Raw genomic sequence first — 13,069 nt, 5'->3', positions numbered from 1 at the left:
GCCGCCGCTTTTCACATTTAATGGTTGGCAGCAGGTCAAGCTGTGGCGGCGAAACAAATTAAAGGGGACCCCAAGTAATCATGAAGATTTTAGCAATTGATACATCGAATCGTCCACTGAGTGTCGCCGTATTAGACGACACAACGGTGCTCGCGGCCATCACCGTGACGGTTCATCAGAAACACGCGGAGTATTTGTTACCAGAGATCGAACGTTTGTTGGCAATGGCTGACCTGAAGCCTACCGACCTAGAACGCGTTGTTGTGGCCGCTGGTCCGGGGTCATATACGGGTATTCGGATTGCAGTCACTACGGCTAAGACCTTGGCCGCAACGTTAAATATTGATTTAGTCGCCGTTTCAAGTCTGGCGACTTTAGCCGCCAATGTGCCGGTCGAAGGGGCGTTAGTGGCGCCACTGTTTGATGCCCGCAACCAAAACGTTTTTGCGGGGCTGTACCGCATTCAAAAGGGCCGTCCCGTTGCCGTGATTGACGATGCCCATACTAATGTCGCTGATTTTTTGGCCGAGGTCAAAGAGTACGCGGAACCGGTCTGGTTCTTAGGTGACGCCGATCACTTCACTGACCTGATTAATACGACGATTTCCGCCGCAACACCGGCCGTGAGTCCTTGGTTAAATCTGCCCCAAGTCGCAACGATTGGCCTGCTGGGTCGCGATTTACCACCAGTGACCGATGTTGACCGTTTCGTGCCTAATTATCTTCGTTTAACGCAGGCCGAAGCAGAATGGCGAGCTAAGAATCCAGAAAAGGAACCCGAATCCTATGTTGAAAAAATTTAAAAGCTGGTATAAGAATGTATTCGGCAGTCGGCGGGAACTGGTGCGCGAAGAAACCATGGATGTTAAGAATCACCGCGTGGAGATTCATGAAGTCACTTACTTTGTCGCCAAGGCGCTGTTTACCGATATTCCAGAAATGATTGAAATTGAACGAGCCGTTTACGCCGGTCAGGCACCGTGGGATTCCACGGCGTTTGCCAATGAATTACGCCGGGAAAAGGACCGACTTTACCTGGTTATTCGGAAGAACGATAAGCTACTGGCATTCATTGGGAGTACGTTTGATGAACGGACACGCGATGCGCATATCACGAACATTGCTGTCTTACCTGAGTTTCAGAGTCGCGGCTTGGGCCGGTTCTTAATGGGAATTATGATCAAAAAGGCCAAGCAGTTGAATTACAAGTCCGTTAGCTTGGAAGTGCGGGTGTCCAATCACAATGCCCAAAAGCTTTACCGCGATTTGAACTTTGAGCAGACCGGTATCAAGCGGGGGTATTACTTTGGTGATCATGAAGATGCAGCTGACATGGTCTTATATTTAAAAGAAGAACCGCAAGCAACCGACTAGAAAAGCGAGTTGGCGTTAGGCCACTCGTTTTTTTCGTGAGTAGACGTGAATGAGAGCATGAGTGAGGAAGAGGAGTGAGTCCAACGGAAAAGCGAAATTTAATCTTAGCGTTTGAATCAAGTTGTGATGAGACGAGTGTGGCGGTCATTGAAGACGGCAAAAAAATTCTGTCGAACATCGTTGCCACTCAGATCAAGAGTCATCAGCGATTTGGCGGTGTTGTCCCCGAAGTTGCCAGTCGGCACCACATTGAAGAGGTCACACTGTGCATCAAAGATGCTTTAGCAGAGGCCAAAGTAGGGTACGATGACCTTGATGCTGTGGCGGTGACGTATGGTCCGGGCTTAGTCGGTGCCCTGTTGATTGGGGTTACTGCGGCGAAGACGGTGGCATTTGCCCACAATTTACCATTGATTCCTGTGAATCACATGGCGGGTCACATCTATGCGGCGCGCTACGTAGAACCTATTGAATTTCCAGCGATGGCGCTGTTAGTTTCTGGGGGACATACGGAATTGGTTTATATGCCTGCCGAGAATCAATTTGAAATTATTGGTGAAACGCGGGATGACGCTGCCGGTGAAGCCTACGATAAGGTTGGCCGGGTCATGGGTGTCAACTATCCAGCTGGTAAGACTGTTGATGAGTGGGCGCATCAGGGCCACGATACGTTCAATTTTCCCCGTGCGATGGAAAAGGACGACAACTTCGACTTTAGTTTCAGTGGGTTGAAGAGTGCCTTCATCAACACCACCCACCATGCCGACCAAATTGGCGAAACGCTCAGCAAACAGGACCTAGCCGCCAGCTTCCAACAAGCAGTGGTCGATGTGTTGGCCGAAAAGACGCAAAAGGCGTTGGCTGATTACCCGGTCCACCAGTTGATTCTGGCCGGCGGGGTGGCTGCCAACTTGGGTTTGCGGGAGCGGTTGGAACGTGACTTGTCCAGCAACCCCACGACCCATCTGGTCAAGGCACCGTTGAAGTTATGTGGGGACAACGCGGCCATGATCGGGGCATTTGCTGAGGTAGCTTACCGCCACGGTGTCTTCGCTGATGCCACGTTGAACGCCGATCCTAGTCTGGAATTCGACTGGGTCGCTGATCCAGTGAAATAATGAAACAACTTAGTCAAGTGGCCGTGATACCCTTAAAATTAAGTTTTTTTGTCAGCGAGTGCTGATGAGGGGGCTCTTGAGAGACGCAATTCACTTTCGAATTGCGTCTCTTTTTCTATTGTTACCGGGGCAACCATCAATGTCGATGGCGGGTACACGGCGCTATAAGACAAAAAAGCTACCCGGTTAACGGTCGTCAGGGCCATTAACCAAGTAGCTTTATTTTTTTAATCCTCAAAATCTTCTAGTGCTAAACTCTTCTCGGTCCATTCCTCTTCGGTGGCATCGAGGTCGCTCGTGACCGTCGTCAGCTGAGCTTGCAGGTCGGCCAACTTTCCGGCGTCATTGAAGTTTTCTGGTGAGCTCATGGCCGTCTCAATCGTTGACTTTTGTGTTTCGAGGTCGCCTAGTTTGGTTTCTAGCGCGTCCACTTGCCGACTAAGTTTTCGCTTAGCCTTCTGTTGTTCTTTTTGTTGTTGGTAATCGACTTGTGTCTGTTTCGGTGCGTCACTCGTCGGATTGGCTGCCTCGGCTTCAGCCGCTTCTTTGGCCGCATAGGCATCTTGTTCGGCTTTCTTGGCCACGTAGTAGTCGTAGTCGCCCAGATAACGCGTGGTGCCAGCGGGGGCCAATTCAACGACCTGCGTGGCGACTTGGTTGATGAAGTACCGGTCATGGGAAACGAACAGGATAGTCCCATCGAACTCATTTAACGCGTTTTCCAAGACTTCACGGCTATCGATATCCAAGTGATTGGTCGGTTCGTCCAGCATTAAGAAGTTGTCATGGCGCAGGGCCAGTTTCGTCAACAGTAACCGGGCCCGTTCACCACCACTCAGGCTGTGAACACTCTTATCGACATCGCTGCCGGTAAACAGAAAGCTTCCGAGGATGGAACGAATATCGCCTTCTGGTGTCGTGGGATGATCATCCCACAGTTCATGTAAGACACTCTTCTTCTCGTGCAGCGTCGCTTGATCTTGATCATAGTAGCCGATATCGACGCCGGTGCCGAAGATGATTTGCCCCTGAATGGCGGGGATCCGACCTAGAATGGTTTTTAGTAGGGTGGATTTTCCAATCCCGTTGGGGCCGACGATAGCCACGGCCTGATGTTTCTTGATATCGAGATTGACCGGGGCACAGAGAATCTGTTGATCGTAACCAACCGCACCGTTGACCACGTCCAAGACCACATTGCCACTTTGACGATGTGGTCTAAACGTGAAGCGGGCAACCTTTTCGTCACCCTCTGGTTTAGCGAGCTTATCCATTTTCTCTAGTTGCTTCCGTCGTGCCTGCGCCCGTTTGGTCGTGGACGCCCGGACGATGTTTTTGTTCACAAAGTCTTCTAATTTACCAATCTCGGTCTGTTGCTTGTCGTATTCCTTCCACTCGCGCCGTAGTCGTTCGGCCTTGGCCTCAATGTAATGGGAGTAGTTGCCGGGATAGTGAACTAAGCCACCGTGGGCCATGTCGTAAACGTCGTTGACCACGTGATCGAGGAAATACCGGTCATGGGACACGACCAGGATGGCGCCCGAGTAGCCCTGTAGGTAGCCTTCCAACCAAGTTAACGTTTCAACATCCAAATGGTTTGTGGGTTCGTCCAGGATTAAGAGGTCGGGGCGTTCCAGCAACAGTTTTGCTAAGGCCAACTGAGTTCGTTGTCCCCCGGAAAGTTCATTGATCGGCTTGTCATAGTACGCCTCGCCGAATTCAAATCCGTGCAGCACACCGCGAATTTCGGCCTGGTAACCGTACCCGTTCTGGTCGCTAAAGTCTTGTTGAAGTTGATCGTAGGTCTTGCTGACCTGTGTAAACTCTTCCTGATCCGCAATAATGGCGGGGTCACTCATTTGCTGTTCGAGTTCGTGCATCCGCTTTTCCATTGCCCGCAGCTTGGCAAAGACATCGAGCATTTCGTTCCAGACAGTTTTAGATGAGGCCAGGCCGGCGTTTTGCGCCTGGTAGCCAATGGTAAGCCCCCGTTTCGTTGTAATCTGACCAACGTCGGGCGTGGTTTCACCAGCAATCATTTTAAGTAGGGTGGACTTACCGGCACCGTTGCGGCCCACTAGTGCCACCCGGCCGTGTTCAGGAACGTCAAGACTGACGTTTTCAAAGAGTACGGTCGCGCCAAAGCGTCGCGTGACTTGTTGAACTTGTAAAAGAATCACGGTAAATGGACCTCCTTTTCGTTTTTCGTATAAGTTGATAGTTCTTATTCTAGCATATTTACGGGATAGACCGAAATATAGAAGAAATTGTGAAAAATATTTGCAATTTCTTTCACAAGACGGGCGGTTATGCTATAATCTGTAAGAAAGCAAATTTCACAATCAAAAAGCTATTTAGGGAAAGTGTCACCGTCGGTTGGCGATGACCAGTATTTATTGATTAGGAGGTCTCATTTTTTGACAGATCAAAAGATTCCCCGCGCGACAGCTAAACGGCTCCCCATCTACTACCGTTACTTAAACATCTTGCTGGACGCGGACAAAACTCGTGTGTCCTCGACGGAACTTTCTGAAGCCGTTAAGGTTGATTCAGCAACCATTCGTCGAGATTTCTCTTACTTTGGGGCCCTCGGTAAACGGGGCTACGGGTACGACGTTGAAAGTCTCATCAAGTTCTTCAAGAAGATCTTAAATCAGGACCGGTTAACGAACGTGGCCTTGATTGGGGTCGGAAACTTGGGGCATGCGCTACTGAACTTTAATTTCCACCAGGATGGTAACGTCCGAATCAGTGCGGCCTTTGATGTTAGCAAGGATATGGCGAACACGATTCAGAGTGGTGTTCCCATCTACCCAATGACCGACTTGCGGACACAGCTGGAAGAACAACAGATTCAAATCGCCATTCTGACGGTCCCATCTGACGTTGCCCAGTCCGTTACGGAAGAAGTCGTTGCCGGTGGGGTGAAGGGAATCCTGAACTTCACGCCACTACGGATTACGGTGCCCAAGGATGTTCGGGTTCAAAACGTGGACTTAACGAATGAACTGCAGACGTTGATCTACTTCTTGGAACACTACAATAAAGATTAAGTCTCATTTTTAATGAGAAACACCCACTTGGTTCAGTCCAAGGGGTGTTTTTTGCGTCTAAATTAGTTTAGTCGCGGGATGGCTTAACGATTGACACTGATTCAAGCATAATGCTATGCTATCAGCAATTAAATTATCGGAGGGTTGCCGGATGTCGGTCGTTCAATAGGAGTTACGCAGGAAGCTGAAAAGTGGGCAATTTGCCTGCTAGTTTTAGTGTACCCGTAACGACTTGAACGAAAATGACATCTGCACCCACAAAAAACTTGGTTCAGGGGTGCAGTCTCAACTGCATCCTTTTTTGGTGCAAATGGCAGGACCACACACCGAACAGTCCGAACTGGGATTATTTAGTGACCAGATTTAAGTGTAGCGCCAGTCATCTGTCGTCGTTAGCCTTTCGGGTACCACCGTTTGCGAAAGGAATTATCGAGATTGAAAATCAATTTAAAGCAATATGGTCTCACCGAACACCTAGAACAACTTGCCGCGGCAACACCCCAGTTGGCGTTAGCTCGCGTGACCGAACAGCATCGTGAGGCTTACCAAGTCATCAGTGCAAGTGGGGTGTTGCCAGCAGAAGTTGTCGGTAAGCTACGCCATGAGTTGACCGTGGCGACTGACTTTCCAGCCGTTGGCGATTGGGTGTTGGTCACGATTTCCCCGGATCACCAGCTCGCCTTGATTCAACGCGTTTTGCCCCGGCAAAGTGTGTTGGAAAGAGCAGCGGTTGGTAAGACGGGGGCTGGTCAGATCATTGCGGCCAACGTGGATACGATCTTCATCTGTATGTCGCTTAATGCCAACTTTAACGTGCATCGCATCGAACGCTACTTGACCATGGCGTGGGACAGTGGCGCCGTGCCCGTCGTGGTGCTGACCAAGGCCGACCTGTGTGCCGATGTCTCCACAAAATTAGATGAGCTGGCCACCGTGACGCTGGGCGTGGACGTGGTCACCTGTTCGGCACAGACCGGTACTGGTATTGATGCGCTTAAAGCTTACGTGACTGGAAATCAGACCGTTTCCTTTATTGGGTCGTCCGGTGTTGGCAAGTCGACGTTGATCAATGGGCTACTCGGGCATGATGTGCTGGACACGCAAGCGATTCGTACTGATGATGACAAAGGACGACACACGACCACGTCGCGAGAACTCCTGCGACTGCCAACTGGCGGAGTGGTCATCGACACCCCAGGCATGCGTGAGCTTCAGGTTCAGGGCGGTGATTTGACCAAGGCATTTACCGACATTACGACGCTGGCCGATCAGTGTAAATTTCGTAACTGTACGCATCAAACGGAACCGGGGTGTGCAGTCCAAGCGGCTATTGCGGCAGGGGAGTTAGACGCGAGTCGGCTGGCAAGCTACCACAAGCTCCAACTCGAACTCAGTTACAGTGATATGAGCGCTCGTGAACGGGAAAATGCCAAGATTCAACGTTTTTTTGGAAGTAAGAAGGAAATGAAGCGGACCATGGATCACGTGCAAAGGATTCGGCGCCGGTAAATGAGTCTGGGCATAATTTAAAAATCAGCTTTTTCAGAAGTCTTCTGAAAAAACTGATTTTTTTGGCCATTACCGTGCCGAAATGTGCGCCACGGGGGAGTTGCGCTTAACGTGAGAACAGAAATTATGCCAAGACCATCCCCCTGTTCTCACGTAAATGCTCGCAAACTAATCGCCTGATGTCACACGCACTTTGACCTTATTTTGAGTCGGGGAAACCACCGTTCAATCAACTTGAATACGTGCGAACCTATGGCGCCCAACCCCTAAGCGCATCGTCGCCGAAATAGTTTGTCAAATTCCTTGATTTTTAAAACGAAAAACCATATATTAGATATTGTGATTAGCACTTATGTTAGTCAAGTGCTAACAGTGCTAAAAAGTAAGTTTATTGGAGGGATTCAAGTGTTAAAACCATTAGGAGACCGCGTCATTTTAGATCAACCAGAAGAAGAAGAAACCACGGTTGGCGGCATTGTTTTAGCAAGTAATGCCCAAGAAAAGCCTTCAACGGCCAACGTCGTTGCAGTTAGCGATGGTCGTGTGTTAGACAATGGCGACAAGGTAGCCCCAGCTGTTAAGGTTGGCGACAAGGTATTGTTTGATAAGTATGCCGGTACTGAAGTTAAGTACGATGGTAAGACGTATCTTGTTTTACACGAAAAGGATTTAGTCGCAGTTATTGACTAGTGACTTTCCCACTAATACGATTGAATATAAAAATTTTAGTATGAGGTGAATTTAAACAATGGCTAAAGAATTAAAGTTCTCTGAAGACGCACGTAGCAAGATGCTTGCTGGTGTTGATAAGTTAGCAGACACGGTTAAAACGACCTTAGGGCCTAAAGGCCGCAACGTTGTTTTGGAACAAAGCTATGGTAACCCGACCATCACAAATGATGGTGTGACGATTGCCAAGTCCATCGAACTTGAAGACCACTTCGAAAACATGGGTGCTAAGCTGGTTTCCGAAGTTGCTTCCAAGACCAACGATATCGCTGGTGACGGGACAACGACCGCAACTGTTTTGACACAAGCTATCGTTAACGAAGGTATGAAGAACGTGACCGCCGGTGCCAACCCTGTTGGGATTCGTCGCGGGATCGAAAAAGCAACTGCTGCTGCCGTTGATGGCTTACACAAGATGTCACATGATGTTAAGACCAAGGATGATATCGCCCAAATCGCTTCCATTTCATCTGCTAGCAAGGAAACTGGTAAGTTAATTGCTGACGCCATGGAAAAGGTTGGCAACGACGGGGTCATCACGATTGAAGAATCCCGTGGTGTTGACACCAGCTTGGACGTTGTTGAAGGGATGCAATTTGACCGTGGCTACATGTCACAGTACATGGTTACCGACAACGACAAGATGGAAGCCAACTTGGACAACCCTTACATCTTGATCACTGACAAGAAGATTGCGAACATCCAAGACATCTTGCCACTGTTACAATCCGTCGTTGAACAAAGCCGTTCTCTGTTGATCATCGCTGATGACATCACTGGTGAAGCTTTGCCAACGTTGGTCTTGAACAAGATGCGTGGGACCTTCAACGTGGTTGCTGTCAAGGCACCTGGCTTTGGTGACCGTCGTAAGGCCCAATTACAAGATATCGCTGTCTTGACTGGTGGGACTGTCATTACTGATGACTTAGGTCTTAACTTGAAGGACACGACCATTGAACAACTAGGCCAAGCACAAAAGGTTAACGTCACTAAGGACAACACCACGATCGTTGAAGGTGCTGGTTCTAAGGACCAAATCGCTGACCGGGTTGCTGAAATCAAGGGTCAAATTGAAGAAACGACTTCTGACTTTGACAAGGACAAGTTAAAGGAACGTCTGGCTAAACTAGCTGGTGGCGTTGCCGTTGTCCGTGTTGGTGCTGCTACTGAAACGGAACTGAAGGAACGTAAGTATCGGATCGAAGATGCTTTGAACGCGACCCGGGCTGCCGTTGAAGAAGGCTTCGTTGCTGGTGGTGGAACTGCTTTGATCAACGTCATCTCTGACGTTGCCAAGGTTGAAGCCGAAGGTGACGAATTGACGGGGGTTAACATCGTTCTGCGTGCTTTGGAAGAACCCGTTCGTCAAATCGCTCAAAACGCCGGGGTCGAAGGCTCTGTCGTTGTTGAACACCTGAAGAGCGAAAAGCCAGGCGTTGGGTACAACGCTGCTGACAACAAGTACGAGGACATGGTTAAGGCTGGTATCACCGACCCAACCAAGGTTACCCGTTCTGCACTTCAAAACGCTGCCTCTGTATCTGCACTGTTATTGACGACTGAAGCCGTTGTGGCTGACAAGCCTGAAGATAATCCAGCACCTGCAGCCCCAGCTGCTAACCCAGGAATGGGCGGCATGATGTAAAACTTAACCGTTAGCGAGTTTAGCTAGCGTCAAATGAATAAGAGGTCGGGACATTGAAGTCCCGACCTCTTATTCGTGTACCGATTTATATTATGAAAATAGGTCATTGACTCAGTTTAAGGCTACCTGGTCTACCTGTTATTTAAAAAGTCCTTAGAGAGCATCAGGGTCCAAGTTGGAATCAAAATCTTCATCCCCAGGCTTACCCTTCTGTTCACTAGCTTTAGCTAGCATGTCAAAGGTTGTTCTTGCTGGGGTGAATGGCTTAAGCTCACCAGTGGCAACGAGATTACCGACCTTATCAATAAAGGTCTCAATGTCGTCATCAGGAGCGACACCATGAAAGTCACCAAAACCGTATTGCCACCAGCGTAACTTCATTAGTTCTTCGATGATATCATGAGGGAACCGAAATTTAATAATTTGTGCGGGGACGCCTCCTACCACAGCGTAGGGGGGGACATCCTTGGTAACCAGGGCACCACCAGCAATAACGGCACCATCCCCGACGGTAATACCAGTGGGGGCAAAGCGTACGTCATGGCCAACCCAAACATCGTTACCGATGACGATAGGGCCTCCGTTGGGAATGGGATTAGGGACGTGTTCAAAGGTGTTGCCGGTGGCGTCAAGGTAATCATTGAAGGCACTGACCCGAAAATCATAGGTTAACATGGACGTTGTGAAACGATCCATCGGGTGACTGCCCTGCATCCGGGTTACTTTATTAGCAATTGAAGAATAGCGCCCAACGATACTATTTACAGGTAACGCACTGTTAGAGGAACTAAAGGCGCCCATGGTAAAGAACTGCCGACCTACGAGAAACATGCTGTAGGCCTCAATTTGAAGGTCAATGGGGGCACGAACGAGTGAGCCAAACGGAATTCGATTGGCTTTATTTTGACGTGCTACCATGTAAACGTGCTGATTCGTCAGCAAGTCAGCAAAGTTTTCATTGAAAGTTAATAAACGGTTCTGGTGTGAACGGGTCGCTACTAAGTTATCTTGAAAGAAAGTTACCCCGTTAATTTTGATAGGCATAGTATCACTCCATTTTTGGTTGTGTTCTAGAGGTGGAACGCAGGCTAACTTCAATTGAAGCTACAAAGATGACGTGCTCCGAAAGTTACTCATTTGGTCAAGCTGGCTGAAGCAGAATATCGTCTCTAGCTCTGATTGCACTTAATATAACCACACCCTTAGTGGGGGTGTGATGGCAACCTGGCGATGATTAGCTAGTCATAATTCTGGGCCCCAAATAAACGCATTTCTGAGTTAACCCCAACACAATTTTTACTTACAGCTATTTCATACGATACACGAATAGTATAAATCACTTACCGGATGTTAGGAACATCAAGTTGAATTTTTTGTGACTAATTTGGTGGGAATTTTAACCATTAAGAGGAAGATAGAGGTGTCGGGGACTTGAAAACAAATTGAGTCAGGCAGCTATACTTAACGTTATGACTAATTTTAGCTGACCCTGGGGAAATTGGGTAGACACCGAACAGGCTGTGGTTAAGAAAGTGCAAGCCATGTAGGCATGGGAGGGTAGCAACAGAATAATTTGAAAATCAAGGCTTTATTTAGCCCAACCTTTGCCGGATAATGGGGAAGTTCGGCGTTTACTATTTCGCGGTTGCTAACTGCTGTAATTGTGGTAATGTTTAACTAGTTGTAGTAGAATTACGTCTGCACTTAAACTTGAATTAAATCAAGCAACTATTACGGCGGGCCTCGGCCCGTCTTCATTATTTATGGAGATAAGGAGTAACTAGTCATGTGGCATTATTTAAAGCGGGTTTTAATTGGGAAACCCCTCAAGACCATGGACGAGGGCGGTCAAGCGATAACGAAGTTTAAAGCATTGGCTTTGCTGTCATCTGATGCGCTATCTTCCGTGGCTTATGGTACTGAGCAAATTACCACAGTTTTAATCACCTTATCCGCAGCGGCCTTAATGTATCAATTGTACGTCGCTGCTCTGGTCTTAGTTCTGTTATTTGCGATCACGCTTTCTTACCAGCAGATCATTCACGCCTATCCCTCCGGTGGTGGTGCCTACGTGGTGGCCAGCACCAACTGGAACCAGTCGGCTGGATTAGTCGCTGGGGGATCTTTACTGGTTGATTACATGCTGACCGTGGCGGTATCAACGACATCTGGGACTGAAGCAATTACGTCGGCAATTCCGGCGTTGTATCCCTATTCAGTTTTGATATCGGTGTTAATCGTTATCGGGATCATGCTCTTGAACTTGCGGGGGATGAAGGAGTCAGCATCATTTCTAACGGTGCCAGTCTACCTGTTCATTGGCATGGTCTTTGTAATGATCGGTGTCGGTCTTTATAACATTATGAGCGGCCAGATTACGTACCACGCCGCGGCACCCGTTGGCGGTTCCGTACAAGGAATGACGCTGTTACTGTTCTTCCGGGCGTTCTCGTCCGGGTCGTCTTCATTGACTGGGGTCGAAGCCATCAGTAATGCAGTGCCAAACTTCAAGGAACCGAAGCGGCATAATGCGGCAGCAACGCTGGCCATTATGGCCGGAATCCTGGCCTTCTTCTTCGCTGGGATTACGTTTCTGAGCTACTACATGGGGATTCGGCCACAGAGCAGTCAAACTGTGTTATCTCAAATCGGAACGAGCGTGTTTGGTCACGGTGTGCTGTATTACATTTTCCAACTGTCGACGGCGATGATTTTAGCGGTGGCGGCAAACACTGGGTTTTCGGCCTTTCCAATCTTGGCGTACAACTTGGCTAAGGATAAATTCTTACCTCACGCTTACCTTGATCGGGGGGACCGGTTAGGGTATTCCAACGGGATTATCTCGTTAGCGGTTGGCGCAATCGTGTTGATCATCATCTTCCATGGACAAACAACCCGATTGATTCCACTTTATGCCATCGGGGTTTTCGTCCCATTCGTCCTGTCACAGTCCGGAATGATCATTCACTGGTTCAGAACACGTGAGGGCTGGTGGATTGGGAAATCCCTGATTAACTTATTGGGGACCCTGATTTCACTGGGCTTGGTCATTATCTTACTGGTCAGCCGGTTGAGTAACGTTTGGCCATACCTGATTATCATGCCATTGATTCTGTTGCTGTTTTACCGGATTAATGGTCACTACCATAACGTAGCTAAGCAGCTACGGGTCGCGGAAAAGGAACGCGCGGACATCCATGAGTATGATGGGGCGACCGTAATCGTGCTGGTCAGCAATATCACCCGTGTGACGTCTGGGGCCATTAACTACGCGCGGTCCATTGGGGACTACGTGATTGCAATGCACGTTTCCTTCGATGAGAACCCGGAGAAGGAACACAAGACGGCGCAGGAGTTCAAAGAGGAATTCCCGGACATTCGGTTCGTGGATATTCACTCGTCTTACCGGTCAATCGCCACGCCAACTTTACGTTTCTGTGATGTGATTGCGAAGCGGGCGGCTGAACGAAACTTTACGACAACGGTCTTGGTACCGCAGTTCGTACCACGGCACCCTTGGCAAAATGTCTTGCATAACCAAACGGCGTTACGGTTACGGACCATCCTGAACTCACGAGAAAACATCATCGTTTCCACTTATAATTATCATTTGAAAGAGTAGTGTCATTAGCCTCCTTGTC

At 48.7% G+C, this 13,069-nt stretch carries 10 protein-coding genes; 8 read left to right on the top strand and 2 right to left on the bottom strand.

The annotated features are described in order from the left end of the window. Nucleotides 1-80: 80 nt before the first annotated feature. The 3 genes from tsaB to tsaD all read left to right on the top strand — a co-directional run bounded on the left by tsaB (nt 81) and on the right by tsaD (nt 2,492). Complete coding sequence (gene tsaB / locus FAY32_RS08105; RefSeq protein WP_143462938.1) at nt 81-803, top strand: tRNA (adenosine(37)-N6)-threonylcarbamoyltransferase complex dimerization subunit type 1 TsaB; 723 nt, start codon at nt 81-83, stop codon at nt 801-803. Continuing rightward, on the top strand, nt 787-1,374 hold the full coding sequence (gene rimI / locus FAY32_RS08100; RefSeq protein ID WP_143462937.1) for a ribosomal protein S18-alanine N-acetyltransferase: 588 nt from the start codon (nt 787-789) through the stop codon (nt 1,372-1,374). Before tsaB ends, rimI begins: the two co-directional genes overlap by 17 nt. A gap of 74 nt (nt 1,375-1,448) precedes the next feature. Further along, nucleotides 1,449-2,492 (top strand): tRNA (adenosine(37)-N6)-threonylcarbamoyltransferase complex transferase subunit TsaD, encoded by a 1,044-nt coding sequence (gene tsaD / locus FAY32_RS08095; protein ID WP_143462936.1) that lies wholly within the window; start codon nt 1,449-1,451, stop codon nt 2,490-2,492. Nucleotides 2,493-2,719: 227 nt separating this feature from the next. On the opposite strand, the gene FAY32_RS08090 is transcribed toward tsaD, so the two are convergent. Further along, entirely contained in the window at nt 2,720-4,672 is a 1,953-nt protein-coding gene (locus tag FAY32_RS08090) for an ABC-F family ATP-binding cassette domain-containing protein (RefSeq protein WP_143462935.1), read from the bottom strand. Nucleotides 4,673-4,909: 237 nt separating this feature from the next. Between FAY32_RS08090 and FAY32_RS08085 the strand changes: the two genes are divergently transcribed. From FAY32_RS08085 to groL, 4 genes are all read left to right on the top strand, one after another. Next, complete coding sequence (locus tag FAY32_RS08085; RefSeq protein ID WP_143462934.1) at nt 4,910-5,545, top strand: redox-sensing transcriptional repressor Rex; 636 nt, start codon at nt 4,910-4,912, stop codon at nt 5,543-5,545. Nucleotides 5,546-5,980: 435 nt separating this feature from the next. Beyond that, nucleotides 5,981-7,054: a ribosome small subunit-dependent GTPase A gene (gene rsgA, locus FAY32_RS08080; protein ID WP_143462933.1), complete on the top strand. Its 1,074-nt coding sequence runs from the start codon at nt 5,981-5,983 to the stop codon at nt 7,052-7,054. Between the two features lie 405 nt (nt 7,055-7,459). Then, the gene (gene groES, locus FAY32_RS08075; protein WP_143462932.1) at nt 7,460-7,744 is read left to right on the top strand and encodes a co-chaperone GroES; all 285 of its coding nucleotides are present in this window, start codon (nt 7,460-7,462) and stop codon (nt 7,742-7,744) included. Nucleotides 7,745-7,802: 58 nt separating this feature from the next. Next, nucleotides 7,803-9,428, top strand: coding sequence for a chaperonin GroEL (gene groL, locus FAY32_RS08070; RefSeq protein ID WP_143462931.1), 1,626 nt, complete (start codon nt 7,803-7,805; stop codon nt 9,426-9,428). Between the two features lie 153 nt (nt 9,429-9,581). Here the strand turns inward: groL and FAY32_RS15025 are convergent, their stop codons facing one another. Further along, a complete protein-coding gene (locus FAY32_RS15025) occupies nt 9,582-10,472 on the bottom strand; it encodes a CatB-related O-acetyltransferase (RefSeq protein ID WP_191988162.1) in 891 nt (296 codons plus the stop codon). Between the two features lie 742 nt (nt 10,473-11,214). Between FAY32_RS15025 and FAY32_RS08060 the strand changes: the two genes are divergently transcribed. Then, on the top strand, nt 11,215-13,050 hold the full coding sequence (locus FAY32_RS08060) for an APC family permease (RefSeq protein WP_143462930.1): 1,836 nt from the start codon (nt 11,215-11,217) through the stop codon (nt 13,048-13,050). Nucleotides 13,051-13,069: the final 19 nt, after the last annotated feature.

The organism is Levilactobacillus enshiensis (genome assembly GCF_007115095.1).
GTDB lineage: Bacteria > Bacillota > Bacilli > Lactobacillales > Lactobacillaceae > Levilactobacillus > Levilactobacillus enshiensis.
The sequence above is the reverse complement of the archived record's forward strand: the minus strand, read 5'-3'. Positions and strand labels throughout refer to the sequence as shown.

What these genes read in the sequence shown, in the direction of transcription:
- FAY32_RS15025 (WP_191988162.1), bottom strand. Translation starts at nt 10,472, where the DNA reads ATGCCTATCAAAATTAACGGGGTAACTTTCTTTCAAGATAACTTAGTA.
- FAY32_RS08060 (WP_143462930.1), top strand. Translation starts at nt 11,215, where the DNA reads ATGTGGCATTATTTAAAGCGGGTTTTAATTGGGAAACCCCTCAAGACC.
- groL (WP_143462931.1), top strand. Translation starts at nt 7,803, where the DNA reads ATGGCTAAAGAATTAAAGTTCTCTGAAGACGCACGTAGCAAGATGCTT.
- tsaB (WP_143462938.1), top strand. Translation starts at nt 81, where the DNA reads ATGAAGATTTTAGCAATTGATACATCGAATCGTCCACTGAGTGTCGCC.
- rimI (WP_143462937.1), top strand. Translation starts at nt 787, where the DNA reads ATGTTGAAAAAATTTAAAAGCTGGTATAAGAATGTATTCGGCAGTCGG.